The organism is Paenibacillus yonginensis (assembly GCF_001685395.1).
Lineage (GTDB): Bacteria > Bacillota > Bacilli > Paenibacillales > Paenibacillaceae > Fontibacillus > Fontibacillus yonginensis.
This window is the reverse complement of record NZ_CP014167.1, coordinates 657175-674020: the sequence shown is the minus strand read 5'-3', so window position 1 is coordinate 674020 and position 16846 is coordinate 657175. Positions and strand designations below refer to the sequence as shown.

General features: G+C 51.1%; 16 protein-coding genes. 5 read left to right on the top strand and 11 right to left on the bottom strand.

The features are described 5' to 3' along the window. Positions 1 to 21 precede the first annotated feature (21 nt). Complete coding sequence (locus AWM70_RS03010; RefSeq protein ID WP_068694244.1) at positions 22 to 1062, top strand: HEAT repeat domain-containing protein; 1041 nt, start codon at positions 22 to 24, stop codon at positions 1060 to 1062. A 291-nt stretch (positions 1063 to 1353) separates the two neighbouring features. Continuing rightward, entirely contained in the window at positions 1354 to 1716 is a 363-nt protein-coding gene (locus AWM70_RS03005) for a nucleotidyltransferase domain-containing protein (RefSeq protein ID WP_068694242.1), read from the top strand. A gap of 232 nt (positions 1717 to 1948) precedes the next feature. Here AWM70_RS03005 and AWM70_RS03000 read toward each other — a convergent pair whose 3' ends face one another. Next, positions 1949 to 3844 carry a PrkA family serine protein kinase gene (locus AWM70_RS03000; protein ID WP_068694239.1) on the bottom strand — a complete coding sequence of 632 codons (1896 nt, stop codon included), beginning with the start codon at positions 3842 to 3844 and terminating at the stop codon, positions 1949 to 1951. Between the two features lie 254 nt (positions 3845 to 4098). Between AWM70_RS03000 and AWM70_RS02995 the strand changes: the two genes are divergently transcribed. Then, positions 4099 to 4839: a DUF2161 domain-containing phosphodiesterase gene (locus AWM70_RS02995; RefSeq protein ID WP_068694237.1), complete on the top strand. Its 741-nt coding sequence runs from the start codon at positions 4099 to 4101 to the stop codon at positions 4837 to 4839. A 99-nt stretch (positions 4840 to 4938) separates the two neighbouring features. Here the strand turns inward: AWM70_RS02995 and AWM70_RS02990 are convergent, their stop codons facing one another. Further along, a complete protein-coding gene (locus tag AWM70_RS02990) occupies positions 4939 to 5574 on the bottom strand; it encodes an aminotransferase-like domain-containing protein (RefSeq protein WP_068694235.1) in 636 nt (211 codons plus the stop codon). 217 nt (positions 5575 to 5791) lie between these two features. Between AWM70_RS02990 and AWM70_RS02985 the strand changes: the two genes are divergently transcribed. Together AWM70_RS02985 and AWM70_RS02980 are read left to right on the top strand one after the other, a co-directional pair. After that, positions 5792 to 6202: a hypothetical protein gene (locus AWM70_RS02985; protein WP_068694233.1), complete on the top strand. Its 411-nt coding sequence runs from the start codon at positions 5792 to 5794 to the stop codon at positions 6200 to 6202. Then, complete coding sequence (locus AWM70_RS02980) at positions 6199 to 7272, top strand: phosphodiester glycosidase family protein (protein WP_068694231.1); 1074 nt, start codon at positions 6199 to 6201, stop codon at positions 7270 to 7272. The genes AWM70_RS02985 and AWM70_RS02980 overlap by 4 nt, the downstream gene beginning before the upstream one ends. Before the next feature lie 142 nt (positions 7273 to 7414). Here AWM70_RS02980 and AWM70_RS02975 read toward each other — a convergent pair whose 3' ends face one another. The 9 genes from AWM70_RS02975 to AWM70_RS02935 form a co-directional block, all read right to left on the bottom strand. Next, the gene (locus AWM70_RS02975) at positions 7415 to 7669 is read right to left on the bottom strand and encodes an AbrB/MazE/SpoVT family DNA-binding domain-containing protein (protein ID WP_068694229.1); all 255 of its coding nucleotides are present in this window, start codon (positions 7667 to 7669) and stop codon (positions 7415 to 7417) included. A gap of 168 nt (positions 7670 to 7837) precedes the next feature. Beyond that, entirely contained in the window at positions 7838 to 8302 is a 465-nt protein-coding gene (gene trmL / locus AWM70_RS02970; RefSeq protein ID WP_068694227.1) for a tRNA (uridine(34)/cytosine(34)/5-carboxymethylaminomethyluridine(34)-2'-O)-methyltransferase TrmL, read from the bottom strand. Between the two features lie 134 nt (positions 8303 to 8436). Then, a complete protein-coding gene (gene serC / locus AWM70_RS02965) occupies positions 8437 to 9525 on the bottom strand; it encodes a 3-phosphoserine/phosphohydroxythreonine transaminase (protein WP_068694225.1) in 1089 nt (362 codons plus the stop codon). A gap of 199 nt (positions 9526 to 9724) precedes the next feature. Continuing rightward, positions 9725 to 11149, bottom strand: a complete 1425-nt coding sequence (glnA, locus tag AWM70_RS02960; protein WP_068694223.1) for a type I glutamate--ammonia ligase — start codon at positions 11147 to 11149, stop codon at positions 9725 to 9727. Between the two features lie 284 nt (positions 11150 to 11433). Continuing rightward, on the bottom strand, positions 11434 to 12477 hold the full coding sequence (aroF, locus tag AWM70_RS02955; RefSeq protein WP_068694221.1) for a 3-deoxy-7-phosphoheptulonate synthase: 1044 nt from the start codon (positions 12475 to 12477) through the stop codon (positions 11434 to 11436). Between the two features lie 226 nt (positions 12478 to 12703). Continuing rightward, the gene (locus tag AWM70_RS02950; protein ID WP_068694218.1) at positions 12704 to 13465 is read right to left on the bottom strand and encodes an Hpt domain-containing protein; all 762 of its coding nucleotides are present in this window, start codon (positions 13463 to 13465) and stop codon (positions 12704 to 12706) included. A 134-nt stretch (positions 13466 to 13599) separates the two neighbouring features. Further along, the gene (locus tag AWM70_RS02945; protein WP_068694216.1) at positions 13600 to 14562 is read right to left on the bottom strand and encodes a 4-hydroxy-3-methylbut-2-enyl diphosphate reductase; all 963 of its coding nucleotides are present in this window, start codon (positions 14560 to 14562) and stop codon (positions 13600 to 13602) included. Positions 14563 to 14638: 76 nt separating this feature from the next. Next, entirely contained in the window at positions 14639 to 16114 is a 1476-nt protein-coding gene (locus AWM70_RS02940; RefSeq protein ID WP_068694214.1) for a sensor histidine kinase, read from the bottom strand. Between the two features lie 2 nt (positions 16115 to 16116). After that, positions 16117 to 16806 (bottom strand): response regulator transcription factor, encoded by a 690-nt coding sequence (locus AWM70_RS02935; protein WP_068694212.1) that lies wholly within the window; start codon positions 16804 to 16806, stop codon positions 16117 to 16119. Positions 16807 to 16846: the final 40 nt, after the last annotated feature.

Below are 16846 nucleotides of genomic sequence, written 5' to 3'. Positions count from 1 at the left end.
TAAGAAAGGAATATAAACGATATGTACACAGCCGAACAGGTCAAAACTTACCTGACGCATAAAGACGATATTGTCAGCAACGGCGCAATCCAATATTTTGCCGAAAGCTTCAATTATACGGATGGCATTATGGAACGTGTGCTGGACAAGCTCGCCGGTTCCCTAACACCGGACCGGATTTATCTTCACCTGGTCTCCGCATTTCCCCAAACCGCCGAAACGGTTGGACGAATGGCCAAGCTGCTGACCAAAAGCTCCCTCAAGGGAAGCAGCCGCCTACATATTCAGCAGGCCCTGCTAAGCAGCCCTCCTTCGCTTCTGGAGCAAGTGCTGAGCGAGCTGCAGGCGTTGCAGGACGAAACCGGTGTGAAAGCCGAAGAGCATGTCCGCATCGGACAGATGGAGCCTGAGCAGCTGCGCGAAACGCTGCAGCAGATGATTGAGGCCAGCCGAGGACTGGAATACGACGATCTGGAATACGACTATCTAGATTATCTGGTGAATGAAGCCGTCGCCAAACAAGCATTGGCTTCCGAATACGTACTCGGCAAGCTTGAGCAAGCCGATCCGGAGGACACGGCCAATTATGAGTCGGTTTATTACACGCAGGCGGCCGGGAAAATGAAGCTGGCTTCCGCCATGCCGCTGCTCATCGACTATCTGGGCTCGACCAACGACCTGCTGGCGGAGCAGGCGTGTGACGCCTTGGTCCGCATCGGATCAGAGGACGTCGTGAGCCGGCTTGCCGAACGCTACGCCAAAGAGCAGGACGATTATTTCAAGCTGTATGCTGCGGACTGCCTTGGGCGAATAAGCGACCCTTCCGCCGAATCCGCCGTCCTTTCCCTCCTAAAGAAAGAACGGAACTTAACGCATGCTACTAAGCTGGCGGCCAGCCTGTGCTTTATGGGCTCCAAGCAAAGCATCCCGGTTATAGCCAAATTGATCGAAGCCGGCTATGACGACGATTATCTCGATTTGCGGGAACCCCTTTACCTGAACTGCGTTATGAACGAAGTGGACTTGCCTCAGCTGGAGGAATGGAGAAAAACTTTCCTGTAAGGGGAAGTTAACGAAGGAGAACCACGTTAGGATACAAAATCGCTCGCACGCTGCAAGGCTTAGCTTGCAGCTTTTTTGTGTTCATAGATCCTCCTTTATCTGACACGAACCTCTCACAATTCAGTTGTTTTCATTACAGAATAGAGCGATCAACACTTTTATTTTCTAATAAATGTAATTTAGACCGTGAAAGATTATTCAAATCGCTTTTTTGTGTTAAATTTATTTACATTGAAGCCGGAATTATATATGGTAGAAGCAAGAAATGATGAAAACGAAGGAGTGGAAATTATGGCCGGGTTAACCGAGGAACAGAAAGTTCAGATTGTCCGCTGTCTTGCCCGTCATTTTCAAGCTTATTCCGTTGTCCTGTTCGGTTCCGCAGCCAATCAGTCGCTTTGGAAGGACAGCAATGTCAACGTTGCTTATTTATCCGACTCCTCGCTTTCATCCGAAGCCCATGCCCAGGCCGTCCGGGAGCTGTCCTTATTTCTGGACAGAGAGGTCATGATCGTCGATTTCAACAAGGCGCTGCCTGCCCACAAAGCGCAAATCGTCAGCAGCGGCGTGCTGCTTTATGACCGGAAACCTGTAACCCGGCAGTATGTATTCAAACGGGCGCTGAAAGAATATGTTCTGCACAACTCGCCATAAAGGCGCCGATAGGGACAATCCGGCACGACTTGACACAAAATACAGTTCAGTTATTCAAACCTCTTAATATACCCTCCAACTCGATGCCTCCAGCCTCAAAACCTTGAACCGGTGCCAGCCGGAGCTCAAGGTTTATTTTTTTGACTAAACCACCATCCCTAACTCTGGCCTGGCACAAAAAAAAAGACCGGGTTGCCCCGGCCTCCTTGCCTTCCAATCTCTTGCCTGGAAATCAACGGTTCAGCAGCGAACCTACATAACGAAGCAGTTCATTGGCGGAAACCGTAGAATAACCGTGTTCATCAACCAGCCGTTTGATCACCTCGTTAATCCGCTTAAGCTGCGTCTCATCCGGCGTTTTGGTCGAGGTCGTAATTTTGACGATGTCTTTCAGGTCGGCAAACAGCTTTTTTTCGATCGCTTCACGCAGCCGGTCATGGTGATGGTATTCGAATTTTCTGTTTTTTCTGGAATAGGTCGAGATGCGGATCATGATTTCTTCGCGGAACGCCTTTTTGGCATTTTCGGAAATGCCGATTTGCTCCTCGATGGAACGCATCAGGCGTTCATCCGGATCAAGCTCCTCGTCGGTCAGCGGATCACGGATTTTGGTCCAGCTGCAGAAGGCTTCGATGTTATCCAGGTAATTCTCAAACAGCGTTTTGGCCGACTCTTCAAAGGAATAAACAAACGCCTTCTGGACTTCTTTTTTGGCCAGCTCGTCGTATTCCTTGCGGGCAATCGAAATAAAGTTCAAATAACGCTCGCGTTCCTCTTTGGTAATGGAAGCATGCTGGTCGAGGCCGTCCTTGATCGCCCGTAAAATATCCAGCGCATTGATCGAATCCAGATTTTGTTTGATCAGAGCGCTGGAAATCCGGTTGATGACATACCGCGGATCGACGCCGGACATGCCTTCATCCAAATATTCGTTCTGCAGCTCCTTCAAATCGGCTTCCTTGAAGCCTTCCAGCTCTTCGCCGTCGTACAGGCGCATTTTTTTGTACAGGTCAATGCCCTGCTTTTTGCTCTCCTTCAGACGGGTTAGGATAGAGAAGGTAGCTGCCGCTCTGAGCGCATGGGGGGCAATATGAATATGTTTCATATCGCTTTGCGAGATGAGCTTGGCGTAGATTTTTTCCTCTTCTGACACCTTAAGGTTATAAGGAATCGGCATGACAATCATCCGCGATTGCAGGGCCTCGTTCTTTTTATTCGCTATAAATGTTTTGTACTCCGCTTCATTCGTATGGGCAACAATGAGCTCATCCGCGCTGATCAGCGCAAACCGGCCCGCTTTGAAGTTCCCCTCCTGGGTCAGCGACAGCAAATTCCAAAGGAATTTCTCGTCGCATTTCAGCATCTCCTGGAATTCCATCAGGCCGCGATTCGCTTTGTTAAGTTCGCCGTCGAACCGGTAGGCGCGCGGATCGGATTCCGAGCCGTATTCGGTAATTGTCGAAAAGTCGATGCTGCCCGTCAAGTCAGCGATATCTTGAGATTTCGGGTCCGACGGACTGAACGTGCCGATGCCGACCCGGGCGGATTCGGACAAAATAACGCGTTCTACGCGGACCTTCTCGATGTCCCCGCCGTATTCCGTATCAAGCTTCAAGCGGCATACCGGGCAAAGCTCGCCTTCAATCCGGATGCCAAATTCCTTCTCGAATTCCGGACGCAGCTCGTGGGGAATCAGGTGCAGCGGATCTTCGTGCATCGGGCAGCCTTCAATCGCATAAACCGCCCCTGCGTCCGTCTTCGAAAATTGCTCCAAACCGCGTTTGAGCAGCGTAACCAGCGTCGATTTGCCGCCGCTGACCGGTCCCATCAGCAGGAGGATCCGTTTGCGGACGTCGAGCCTTCTGGCCGCCGAATGGAAGTATTCCTCTACCAGCTTTTCCAGCGGACGGTTCAGCCCATAAAGCTCCTGCTCGAAAAACTTGTAGGTTTTATGTCCCCCCTCTTCCTCCACCCCGTAAGAACGAATCATTTCATATACCCGGGCATGCGCAGTCATAGCCGGTCTGGGATCTTTGCGCAAAAGTTCGATATATTCCTTAAACGTGCCGCTCCATGCTAATGAGTCATGTTCTGCCCGATAGGCTGCTATTCGTTCGAAAATATCCATGATCGGTACCTCCTGTGCTCCGCTTTTAGTATTCGCATCCTCCCGCCGCCCTTTACTAAGGTGCTGCACTGAATTTTTTAAGAAAAGATTATTACATAACTATGCGGAGGACGGACGGATTATTGCTGTTTTTTAAACAGGCACAAGGGGTTTCAGCCAGAAAAAATAGCTGCCACACAAGGTCATCCCGAAACGGATGGAGGGCTTATGTTAAAATAGATTTGACCCCGCGACAAGCAAAGGAGAAGTTATTCATGGCTGTCCAGCATGAAACGGAATTATACAAGCCTTTAAAACATTATTTCGAGCAGTCCGGATATTTGGTAAAAAGCGAGGTCCGGCACTGTGACCTGGTCGGCATCCGTCCCGATCAAACCGAACCGCTTATCGTTGAAATCAAAAAAACGTTTAATCTAGCCCTGCTGCTGCAAGGGCTGGAACGGCAGAAAATGACACGCGAGGTTTATTTAGCGGTAGAGCGCAACCGCGCCAAAAAAGGAGCCCATAACCAGCGCTGGGGCGATTTGACCGCTCTTTGCCAGCGTCTTGGCCTTGGGCTGATCACAGTAACCTTTTATAAAACAAAGTCTCCGTTCGTTGAGGTGCTTTGCACGCCGTCCGGCTACGAAACCGCCCGCCGGGTGTCCAAGCTGCGCACCAGCAGGCTCATTAACGAATTTCACGAACGTTCCGGCGACTATAACGTCGGCGGCAGCACCGGCCGAAAGCTGTATACGGCCTACCGGGAGAAAGCGCTGAAGGTGGCGGCTGCCGTTCAAGCGGGCGGGCAGATTTCGCCCAGCAAAGCGAAAGAACATTCCGGCGTATCCGCCGCTGCCTCTATCATGCAGCATAATTATTACGGCTGGTTTCAACGGATTGCCCGTGGAAGTTATGTGTTGACGGAGGCAGGAACGGCGGCTCTCGCCGAATATGAGGAGATGCTGCGAAACCTGGAGCGGGCGGAAGCGGCTCCGGGGCTGGAGGAAGTTTAGATCGCTGAATCGAGTGAGGTAGCGAGATTCGCAGAGGGCTAAACGGGCGTTCAGGCTGCACCAGGCTGCACCAGACTGCATCAGGCTGTTCAAGCCCGTTCAGGAGCGTCCTTGATCCAGCCGGGCCGTGAAGGCGCCAAGGGCGGCCGCAACCCGGTCCAGCCCTTCGGCGAGCTGAGCGATGCCGCAGCCGGTATAGCTGAGCCGGATCAGCCGCTCGCTGCCGGCGGTCGGCTCGGCGAAGGCCAGCGGGCCGGGCAGGAACGCGGCGCCTTCGAGCAGGGCGGCACGGAGCAAAGCCGTGCTGCCGAGGCCTTTCGGCAGGCGCAGCCAGATATGGCGGCGGCCGGCGGCGATGAGGACCGTCCCGTGCCAGGACGGTCCGGCAAGCTTCGACAGCGCCAGCTCCCGCCGCTCGGCGCAGGCCTGCCGCAGCGTCTCTGTCTGTTTCGGTTCAGCTTCGGCTGGGCCTTCCCCTTCCCCTTCAATCGGACAGGTATCGTCTTGTTGCATCCAGCTGCGCACTGCCCGCTCGGCCGCCTCCAGCCCGGCTTCTTCCCCACAGGTCTCTTCCCCGCAGGTCTGCTCGGCCTGCTCCTCCGCTTCGGCCATCCTATTTTCAATCAGACTGTCCCCCAGCTGGTCCCAGGCCAGGTTAATCAGCCCCTCCTCCTCTTCAAGCTTCCGAATATGCGCTTTCCAATTTGCCAGCTCCCCATCCAGCCTTTCCACCATTTTTGATTTCCTCCTTCGCCATTACCTTTTATCCCCATGGAATCAGACTTTCCCGAAGCATATGTGATTAACGGAGATTGTAACGCCGGACAATCCTGAACAGCAAGCTGACGTTTTTCTGGAATGCCATGAAAAGATTGTCATATTTTTGCGAAAGAAATGTCGGCATGCTAGAATAAGACCTGTCAAAAAATTAATAGATTTCAGAGGTGATAGAATGCCATACGCTGCGGAGCAAGTTTCCAACTCTCCATCGCCGCGCAACCAGAGAAAACGGGGACCTTCCGTAACAGTCTTTTTAGCCGTATGGATTTTGCTGATAGGAGCCGGAGTTGCAGCCACCGTAATGTACAGCAATCATATGAAGAAACAGATGGTTGAGGAACTAGACGCCAAATGGCAAAGTCAGATCTCGCACATGCAGTCGGATTACCAATCCCGCTTAAAGACGCTGGACGGGGAAGTTGCCGAACTGCAGACCAAGGTCCAGGCTTTTAATGAACTGCTTACTTTCACCAAAGATAACGCCAGCAATAAAACGGATAACAGCAACCAGCTTTACACCCAATTAAATGAAGTGAAAAAGCAGCTGAGCGAGCTGCAGAAGAAAATGGATCTGCTGAAATGAACATTCAGGTCAAGCAGGTTAACCGTTTTTTTCTGCTGGCTACCGCCCCGTTTTTCGGTTTGCTGCTGACGCTTTGGATCAGCAGCCATTCCTTGGACTGGAATACCGGCGGCACGTTGCTTGAAAGCCAGGAGGATACGGCAATTGTCGAAAAAACCCGCTCGATAGCAGCAGGTCTGTCGCAGGCCGAGGATACGGCCCAATACACGGTCTCCACGATCAAGAAGACGGCCAACCTATACACGCAAACCACCAAAGCGATGAACGACATCGTCAAAACTACAAAACAGCAGGCCGCCCGTCCGGAAACCATTTACAACAAACGTATTGTTTCCCGGCTCGGCGTCCCCTTCCAGACCGCTCAATCGGATCGGATCCGGCTTGAGCTGTACAAGCTGAACTCCGGCACCTACAGAGGTTATGCCATGAAAGTGAAGCTTAAGGATTCGGCCGCCATGAAGATGGTCTTGGGCAACGATTCGCTGGGGGGTGCAGAAACTACCCTGCACGCGGTGAACCGGTACGGTGCAATTGCCGGCATTAACGCCGGCGGATTTGCCGACGCCGGCGGCCGCAGGTACCCGCTCAGCACCACCGTCTTGAACGGAAAATATTTGACCGGCTTTGAACCCAGCTTCAAAGATCTGGCTTTTGTCGGCCTAAGCAGTTCCGGCAAGCTGATCGGCGGCAAGTTCTATTCTCAGCAGCAGCTTGACCAGCTGCAGCCGTTGTTTGGCGCCACCTTTGTGCCTGTTCTGCTCAAAAACGGCGTAAAGCAGGCGATTCCGGACAAGTGGAAAACCTCCCCGTACCGGGCGCCCCGGACGGTCATCGGCAATTTTAAAGATGATCAGCTCCTGATCGTTGTGGTTGACGGCTATAACGAAAGCGGAGCCTCCGGAGCTACGTTAGAGGAGCTGCAAAACAAATTGATCAACCTGGGCGTCAAGGACGCGTATAACCTCGACGGAGGCGGATCTTCTTCGCTGATCTTCGCCGGGAAAGTCATTAACAATCCTTCCGACAAAGCCCTCCGGCCAGTTCCCACGCATTTTTTATTCTTTAAATAACATCCTTAAGCCATGTTCATATAACAAAAAAACAAGCGTCTCCTTCCCCAAGGAGGCGCTTGTCCATTTATCGGCTTCATTTTAAAACCTTCTGCTGAATCGGCTCGTACTCGTACAAAGCTGTCAGCGCTGGTTGTATGTATTAGCCCAATCTGCGAAGTCCGTTCATTTCCGTCAGGCACTGTTTGCAAATCGTACGTTCTTTAAATTCTGTAACCTCTTCCATCGAACCGCAAAATACACATTTAGGACGATAGCGTTCCAGGATAATGTGATCCCCTTGGACCAAAATTTCGACAGGATCTCCCTCGTTCATTTGATAACGTTTGCGAAGAGACTTCGGCAACACGATTCTTCCCAATTGGTCTACTTTGCGTACAACACCGGCTGGTTTCATTTGGCACCTCTTTCAATAGATAAGATTTGCGGATAGCATTTGTATATATAATTCGACAGAAAAAGATCGAATCCTGCCGAAATTTATTTTTTATATGATCTTTTTTTTAAGCTTAAAGGGACCTCAGCAAAAAACCGGCAGTTTAAACTGCCGGTTCCCATTTCTGACTTATCCCATTCCCGGAAAATCAAGCTGACGGAGCGCCTCATACACAATGATCGCTGCCGAGTTGGATAAATTCAGCGAACGAACCTTATCCGTCATCGGCATTTTCATTGCCGTCTCCCGATTCTTCTCAATCAGCTCCGGCGGAAGGCCTTTTGTTTCTTTGCCGAACACCAGAAAGTCTCCGTCCTGGAATTTGAATTGATGATAATATTGCTTTGCTTTGGTTGTAGCGTAGAAATACCGTCCATCCGGATAAGCAGCCTGCAGCTCCTCAAACGAATCGTGATATTCAATATGAACAGCATACCAGTAATCCAAACCGGCCCGTTTAAGAGTCGCATCATCCGTACGGAATCCAAGCGGACGAACCAGATGCAGGTGTGCGCCTGTTGCTGCGCAGGTTCGGGCAATATTGCCGGTATTAGCCGGAATCTCCGGTTCAACAAGTACAATATGTAAAGCCATGTTAGAAGACACCTCTTTATCAAATTCTGTGACTACGGCTTTTGTTCGCAGTTTTTATATTATACCAAAACAGCAGACAAAACGGCAGGACCCCACTTTTCCACGAAAAATGGGGTCCTGCCGCATAGCCGCTTTTAACGATTTTTATTGCGGAAATCTTCCATGAACTGCACCAAAGCAGCAATTGCATCATAAGGCACAGCGTTATAAATGGAAGCACGGAGCCCGCCAACACTGCGATGTCCTTTAAGGCCAACAAATCCTGCGGCCTCAGACTCTTTCACAAACTTCTTCTCCAGTTCTTCAGTGCCGAGGCGGAAGGTTACGTTCATCAAAGAACGGCTGTCCGGCTGGGCAAAGCCGTTATAGAAGCCTTCGCTCTGGTCGATAGCTTCATACAGCAGACCCGCTTTTTTGCGATTAAGCTGTTCGATGCCGGTTAACCCGCCCTGCTCCTCAATCCATTTCAGTACCTCGTTCACCATATAAATCGAGAAGGACGGCGGCGTATTATACAAGGAGTCATTTTTATAATGGGTATCATAACGAAGAATCGTCGGCAGATGCTTAGGCGACTGCTCCAGCAGCTCTTCCCGGGCAATTACGACCGTTACTCCGGAAGGCCCCAGATTCTTTTGCGCCCCTGCATAAACCATGCCAAAGGACTCTAAATCGAAAGGACGAGACAGAATATCGCTGGACATGTCGGCGATCAGAGGTACGCTGCCGGTATCCGGATAGTTAAGGAAAGAAGTGCCTTCAATCGTCTCATTTGAAGTTAAATGGACATAAGCCGTCTGCTCAGGCAGTTCAAGATTACGGAGATCCGGGACTTTCCGGAAACCTTCAGATTCAGAGGAAGCGGCCACAAACGCCTCGCCGACCAGCTTGGCTTCCTTCAGCGCTTTATCGGCCCAGCTGCCTGTTCTAACGTAACCGGCTGCTTTCCCTTCGGACAGGAAGTTTAGCGGAATCATGGCAAACTGCGTAGAAGCCCCGCCCTGTAGAAATAACACCTTGTAACCGGAAGGACTGCCGAATAAGTTCAACAATCTGCTCTGCGCTTCATGGTGCACGGACTCATAAACCGCTCCGCGGTGAGACATTTCCATAATCGACATTCCAGTCTCCTTGTAATCCACGAACTCGGCTTGCGCACGCTGCAGCACCTCCAGCGGCAAAGCAGCAGGACCCGCATTAAAATTGTAGGCTCTCTTGTTCAAAAGACTCCCATCCTCTCATTTTCTGTCACTTCATTTACGAATTATCATAGCAACTCTCAAATATTCCATCAAGAGTTAACCCCAAACTTTTTTTATTATTTTAAAGGGATAACGCATTAAAGTAATCATTTGTTCAAAAATAAAGAGAACCTTCCGGCAATCCGGAAGGTTCCTTGTTCTACTTGGCAAGACTTTGACCTTACAGGTCAAAGTAAAGGCTGAACTCATGCGGATGAACACGAGTGGAAACCGCTCTTGCTTCATGGCGTTTGAAGTCTACAAAATTCTCGATAAATTCTTTGGTGAATACGCCGCCTTCAGTCAGGAACTCATGGTCGGCAACCAAAGCGTCAAGCGCTTCGTCCAGGGAACCTGGAACGCTGCGGATGTTCTCTTTCTCGGCATCGGACAGCTCATAGATATTTGTATCGAAAGGACCATAACCTTGAGCTCTAGGGTCGATTTTATTTTTGATGCCGTCCAGTCCGGCCATCAGCATAGCGGAGAACGCCAGGTACGGGTTCGCTGTGGAGTCCGGTGTACGGAACTCGATCCGGCAGCCTTTAGGCGTAACAGCTGCAACCGGAATACGCACGGCCGCGGAACGGTTGCCTTTGGAGAATACCAGGTTGACCGGGGCTTCGTAGCCAGGAACCAGGCGTTTAAACGAGTTGGTGCTCGGATTCGTGAAAGCGATCAGTGCCGGTGCATGGTACAGGATGCCGCCGATGTAATGCAAAGCTGTTTCGCTCAGGTTTGCATAAGCGCCTTTTTCATAGAACAATGGCTCACTGCCGTTAAAGATCGATTGGTGAACGTGCATGCCGCTACCGTTATCGCCAAACAGTGGTTTAGGCATAAACGTTGCTACTTTACCTGCTTTATAAGCCGTGTTTTGAACAATGTATTTATATTTCATCAGGTTGTCTGCTGTTTTGAGCAAAGTATCGAAACGGAAGTTGATTTCCGCTTGGCCTGCTGTCGCCACTTCATGGTGATGACGCTCTACGCTAAGACCGGCTTCTTCAAGCAAACGGCACATTTCGCTGCGCAGGTCTTGACCTTTGTCTGTAGGAGCTACAGGGACATATCCGCCTTTAACAGGCACTTTGAAGGACTGGTTTGAACCTTCTTCATTACGTCCGCTGTTCCAGCTTGCTTCTTCGGAATCTACGGAGTAATAGGACTTATTCATGCCGCTTTCGAATCGAACGTCGTCAAAGATAAAGAACTCGGACTCCGGAGCAAAGTTGGCATGTGTACCGATGCCGCTATCCTGCAGATACTGTTCGGCACGGGCTGCAATGCTGCGCGGATCGCGCTCGTAACGTTCGCCTTCAGGTGTATAAATATCGCACAATACGTTAAGCGTTGGATGAGCCGTGAAAGGATCTACGAATACAGAACCGCTGTCAGGCATCATAACCATATCGGATTCTTCAATTCCACGGAAACCAGGAATAGAAGAACCGTCAAACGCAACGCCGTTTACGAATGTATCTTCATCTACTGCAGTAGCCGGCAGAGAGATGTGATGTGAACGACCTGCCAAATCCGTAAAACGGAAATCCACCCACTCAATCTGTTGTTCTTCGATTAATTTCAAAACATCCTGTGCTGACATCCTTTTTTCCTCCCAATCACGAACATTAAAGCGCGAACCAACGATTAACGTTCATTTTTATTTATTTTTGTTGTGGTCATTATAAATCTCAAACAGGTTAGCCGTCAATAGCTATGTAAGGTATTTTCGATGATTATGTCAGGTATTATCACATTTACCCCGCTGCTGTAAAGCACAAAATTTTAATAGCCCTTCGGCAAGCCGAAGGGCTATTGCAGAACACCTTGTTATCCTGATGCTTTAAGCCGGAAAACGGTTATTTTTCTCTCGTCATACGGACGTGTTTACTTTACTGCTGCCAGATCGGGCACCTGAAAGCTTCGGCCCACAAGCGGAGCCAGCTTGCTCAAATCCTGAAGCAGGGCTGCAAATTGATCCGGGAATAGAGACTGTACACCGTCTCCGGTCATTGAATTGTCAGGATCGCTATGCATCTCAACGATCAAGCCGTCCGCTCCTGCGGCCACGGAGGCTTTGGACATCGGCTCTACCAGCTCTCGGCGGCCGGTTCCGTGGCTAGGATCAGAGATAATCGGCAGATGGGTAAGCTGCTTCAAAGACGGGATAGCGGCTAGATCCAGCGTATTCCGGGTGTAAGTTTCAAAAGTACGGATTCCGCGTTCACATAACATGACATTCGGATTTCCGCCCGCCAGAATGTACTCGGCTGCATTCAGCAGCTCGTCATAAGTGGCGCTGAATCCTCTTTTGAGCAGGACCGGCTTGCGGCATTCGCCCAGCTTGCGCAGCAAATCAAAATTTTGCATATTCCGCGTGCCAACCTGCAGAATATCCGCATATTCAGCGCAAATATCCACGTACTCCGGCGTCATGACCTCTGTAATCGTCAGCAGCCCATGTTTCTTGCCGGCTTCCGCCATCATAACCAGCCCCTCTACTCCAACTCCCTGGAAGCTGTAAGGGCCTGTGCGAGGCTTAAACGCTCCCCCCCGCAGGACCTGGGCTCCGGCTGCTTTGACGAGCCCGGCAATCTCGTCAATCTGAGAGACGGATTCCACCGCACATGGACCGCCCATAATGACCAGCTCCTCGCCGCCGATCTTCACGTCTCCAATTTGAATAACCGTATCCTCCGGATGGAAATCACGGCTCGCTAGTTTATAGGATTTCGTGATCTTCACCACATTCTCCACATCTTTCATTTGTCTTAAATGTTCGGCCAGCTGAGGTTCGATCCGGCCAATCAAACCGATAATCGTCCGGTCATTGCCTTGGGACACATGAGTTTGTATGCCCTCTTTCTCTATGAATTGAACAATTTCTTTCACGCGGTCTTCCGGTGTATGTGCAGAAGTAATGACAATCATATTTACACTTCCTCTCTTGTATTTAGCCAAAAAGGATCCTTCACAACTCCTGATCCTGTTCCTATTCTTTTACACTTAAACGCTTGTTTGCTTTTAAGCTTTTAATCGCTAAAGTAACTATAGCCGAAGAATCCCTTTTCGTCAAGAACATTTCCCAGTCCACTTCCTCGTGTTATCCAAAGCTTACTTTAGAATCCTATACAAAAAAGCGCCCTCTCGGACGCATTCAAAGATTTCTCACTTTCCTCCCGGGAAGGAGATTCTCCCAGGCGGCACAAGACGCTTTGTAAGCAGTTTCCAACTGTCCGAAGGCATAATCGGCTTCCCGTGTTCCATCCTCCAGGCACGCCTGTTCAAGCTCTTCGCACCATTTGGCAAACCAAGCCATTCCCATGCTCAGGCTGGCCGATTTCAGACTGTGGGCAACCTCGGAGGCCAGCCGTAAATCGCCCTTCTCCCGCAAGGCGCGAATCTGTTCGATCTTCAGCGGTGTGTCCTGCCGAAACATCTCGAGCAAAGTACATACCATTTCATGGCGCCCGTCATCCAGCTCAAGGAGTTCCTCAACGGTATCCTTGTTCAGCAAGCCCTTCTCGGCGTCCGCCTCTGGCAGCCAGCGAAGCAAGGTCTCTTTCAGCTCATTTGACCGCACGGGAGCGGCGATGATATCGTTTATGCCGATAGATCGGCAGTCTGCCCGTGCCGCTTGTTTTTCCGGCTCGAAACGGTCAGTAATCAACAGCACCACGGCTGGCGGCCAGCCTTCCTCCCTTTCAAGCCGGCGGATTTCGGCCGTCCAGGCAGCTGCCTGCGCCACTGTGCGGCGGTCGATGAGGATCACAGGGTAACGTTGTAGCGATAAAGCTTCTTTTGCCTGCTTGCAGTCGGTAGCTGTATCAATGTCTGCCGTGTTTAACCGTTCCAGCTGAGCCCAAAGCGATTTGTTTCCCTCAGGCTCGGCGTCGATCAGAAGGAGCTTGTCTGTCATTTCCGTATCCTCCTTGGTGCATCTTTCATTTCCATTTCTAAGTTCTATTTTCCATTATAAGCGTTTATATAAAATTAAAAAACCCGCCAGCCGGCGGGTTGTTCCCTGCATTGCAGAAACAGCAGCAGGGGAAATCAGGCTTCTGCAGCCGCAGAAGCCTTGGCTTTCACCGGCGGCAGCAGCTTTTTCATATTCACCGTTCTTACAAGCGGCCAAGTCTCCGGTTTATCATCCTCATATTGCTCGAGGTAAGAAATTACCTCCTTCGTAATCGGCGTCGGCGTTGAGGCACCGGATGTTACGGCCACCCGCTGCTTGCCGATCAGCCATTCGCGCTTCAGCTCCGAAAGATCGGCAATCCGGTAGGCTTTAACGCCGGCAATCTCTTCGGATACCTGGGCCAGACGATTGGAATTGTTGCTGCGGGGATCCCCGACCACAATCACAAGCTCGGCTTGCCCGGCTTGCTCTGCAACCGCTTCCTGACGTACCTGCGTAGCGAGGCATATTTCATTGTGTACTTCTGCCCCAGGGAATTTCTCAAGCAGCTTCTTCATGATATGTTTGATGTCCCATTGGCTCATCGTTGTCTGATTGGTGATCAGAATTTTGTCGGCATGGAGGTCAAGCTGCTCGATCTCCTCTTCTTTTTCGATGAGATGGACTTTGCCGGGCGCAACACCCAAGGCGCCTTCCGGCTCCGGGTGCCCTTTCTTCCCGATGTAAATAATATCAAAACCTTCCGCAGCCTTCTCTTCGATCAGGACGTGGGTTTTGGTCACATCCGGGCAGGTAGCGTCAATTGTTGTCAGCCCTTTCTCCCGGGCTCTGCGGCGAACTTCGGGCGAAACCCCATGCGCGGTAAAAATAACGGTTCCCGAATCCACCTGATCCAAAATATCCAGGCGATTAGCCCCGTCCAGCGTAATGATGCCTTCGTCTTCAAACGACTTGGTGACATGACTGTTATGCACAATCATGCCCAATATATAGATCGGCCGCGGCAGATCGAGGTTCTTGGCAGCCTGGCGCGCCAGCACCATTGCATCAACAACCCCATAGCAGTAGCCGCGCGGCGATATTTTTACAATTTCCATGGCCTTTAACCCGCCTTTCCTTACCCTGCTTGCAGAATGTTAGGCAAACCGTGCAGGGATCAATCCTCATTATACCTTATTCTTCGGCAGCATTAAAGACGGCCGGCAGCCAGATGAGGAAAGTTGTGCCTTCTCCTTTGCGGGTGAAGACCTCGACAGAACCGCGGTGCTCATCAATAATCCATTTGCCGATAGACAAGCCCAGTCCCGTTCCGGGCGTTACGCCGCGCGACTGATCAGCCCGGTAGAAGCGGTCAAAGATATGCTCGACCTCCGAGCGCTCCATCCCGATTCCGGTATCGGCAATACGAATGCCAAGCTGGCCGTCATTTTTGAGCGTATCGATCACCACGCTGCCTGAAGGGGTGTATTTAAAGGCGTTTTCGATAAAAATAAACAGCATTTGCTGCAAATAATCGCGGTCCCCTTCCACGACCGCTCCTTCCAGCGCGCCAAGATCACCCTGAAGCCAGTCCGCCTTGCGGGGCAGGAATTGGGCACGGCGAATCACTTCCGTTACCAAAGGTTCCATGTCCACCATGGTCTTCTCAATCGTCTGCCCTGCATCCGCACGGGCAAGCGACAGCATATCATTAACCAGACGGCTCATCCGGCTTGCTTCATCGGCGATATCGCTGACAGCCTCGACGGACATCTGATGCAAATCAGCTGGGCTGAGCTTGCCGCCTGCGCTGTCCTCCTGCGTCCAAACCTTCTTCAGCAGATCGACATTGCCGCGAATGGTGGTGAGCGGCGTCCGCAGCTCATGTGAAGCATCCGATACAAAACGTCGCTGCGCCGCGTAAGCTTGATCCAGCTCATTGTAGAAGGTTTCCGTTCGTTCAAGCATTCGATTGACCGTTCCGATCAGCCGACCGATCTCATCCTGTGGCCCATCGTAATCGATTCGCACACTGAGGTCATTGCCAGTCTGGATCTGGTTGGCAGCTTCGATCACCTTGCCAATCGGTTTCATCGACGTGCGGGCCAGGAATAATCCGAAGGTAGAGGCCACAACAATGGTGATGATCGATCCGATTAACAGCACACGCCAAAGCTGATCCATGATCCGGTTCTCGGACGCTGTGTTGGCTGCAAGCTGAACAAGGCCAATGACCCCGGCTTTTCCATTCACAGATGCCGTAATCGGGACGAGCAGAACGCTGTAAAAGTTCCCGCCTACCGTCACGTTCTCGAAATGCGCTTTCGGGCTGCTCCCGAGCGCCTCCAGATCCGGCACCGGAAACTGCATGGCCCGGTTCTTAAGCCCGGTCGAAACTTGAGTCAAACCCGAAACATAGCTGTGCGTCTGCCAGAAGATTTGCGCATCCTCCAGTCTGATCCGCTGCGAAATATCCGGGGTCAGGTCGAAGCCCTGGATCGTGGTCACATTCAGCGAAGCGAGAGTCGGATTAGCCTGATCGAGAATCTTGTTCTTCACTTCCGTAAAAATGTTATAACGGACAATCCCGTAAATCGAAGCACAGAACACAAGGAGCGTAACCGCCAAGATGCCTGTATACCAGGCTGTAAGTCGGAGCCTGATGGACATCTTTAGTTGTCTCCTCTCAGAATATATCCGGCTCCGCGAATGGTTTGAATAACCCGCTTCCCTCCATGTTCCTCCGTTTTCTGCCGCAGCATGGCAATGTATACTTCGAGGACATTCGATTCCCCGCTGTAATCATAACCCCAGATTTTATCCATGATCAGATCGCGCGTAAGCAGCCGTTTTGGATTCTGCATAAACAAATGCAGCAGATCAAATTCCTTCGCCGTAAGCTCCAAACGGTTCCCGGAACGAACCACTTCCCTGGCATCCAAATCCATAATAATATCTTCAAAGATCAGCCGCTGTCCGCCGCCTTCACCAGTAGGCTCCTTGCGTCTGAGCAGGGCGCGGACCCGGGCCAGCAGCTCTTCCAGCGCAAATGGCTTGACCAAATAGTCGTCCGCACCGGTATCCAAGCCTTTCACGCGGTTCTCCACTTCGTCTTTGGCTGTCAGCATCAGAACCGGCACGGTGCTTCCGCCTTCCCGCAGTCTGCGGCATACCTCAAACCCGTCAAGCTGCGGCATCATCACGTCCAGAATAATTAGATCCGGATCGGTGGACAACATCATTTTTAATCCTTCCAGTCCATTGTTGGCCGTATATACGTCATAACCCTCGAAAGCCAGTCCACGCCGCAGCATGGAGGTAATTTTCTCATCATCGTCAATAACCAAAATGCCGTTTCTCACCTAAAACATCCCCCAATGACTTTCATATTCCGAATATGAA

Bases quoted from the DNA above. Each gene is read 5' to 3' on its own strand.
- AWM70_RS03010 (WP_068694244.1), top strand. From the start codon at position 22: ATGTACACAGCCGAACAGGTCAAAACTTACCTGACGCATAAAGACGAT.
- AWM70_RS03005 (WP_068694242.1), top strand. From the start codon at position 1,354: ATGGCCGGGTTAACCGAGGAACAGAAAGTTCAGATTGTCCGCTGTCTT.
- AWM70_RS03000 (WP_068694239.1), bottom strand. From the start codon at position 3,844: ATGGATATTTTCGAACGAATAGCAGCCTATCGGGCAGAACATGACTCA.
- AWM70_RS02995 (WP_068694237.1), top strand. From the start codon at position 4,099: ATGGCTGTCCAGCATGAAACGGAATTATACAAGCCTTTAAAACATTAT.
- AWM70_RS02990 (WP_068694235.1), bottom strand. From the start codon at position 5,574: ATGGTGGAAAGGCTGGATGGGGAGCTGGCAAATTGGAAAGCGCATATT.
- AWM70_RS02985 (WP_068694233.1), top strand. From the start codon at position 5,792: ATGCCATACGCTGCGGAGCAAGTTTCCAACTCTCCATCGCCGCGCAAC.
- AWM70_RS02980 (WP_068694231.1), top strand. From the start codon at position 6,199: ATGAACATTCAGGTCAAGCAGGTTAACCGTTTTTTTCTGCTGGCTACC.
- AWM70_RS02975 (WP_068694229.1), bottom strand. From the start codon at position 7,669: ATGAAACCAGCCGGTGTTGTACGCAAAGTAGACCAATTGGGAAGAATC.
- trmL (WP_068694227.1), bottom strand. From the start codon at position 8,302: ATGGCTTTACATATTGTACTTGTTGAACCGGAGATTCCGGCTAATACC.
- glnA (WP_068694223.1), bottom strand. From the start codon at position 11,149: ATGTCAGCACAGGATGTTTTGAAATTAATCGAAGAACAACAGATTGAG.
- aroF (WP_068694221.1), bottom strand. From the start codon at position 12,477: ATGATTGTCATTACTTCTGCACATACACCGGAAGACCGCGTGAAAGAA.
- AWM70_RS02950 (WP_068694218.1), bottom strand. From the start codon at position 13,465: ATGACAGACAAGCTCCTTCTGATCGACGCCGAGCCTGAGGGAAACAAA.
- AWM70_RS02945 (WP_068694216.1), bottom strand. From the start codon at position 14,562: ATGGAAATTGTAAAAATATCGCCGCGCGGCTACTGCTATGGGGTTGTT.
- AWM70_RS02940 (WP_068694214.1), bottom strand. From the start codon at position 16,114: ATGTCCATCAGGCTCCGACTTACAGCCTGGTATACAGGCATCTTGGCG.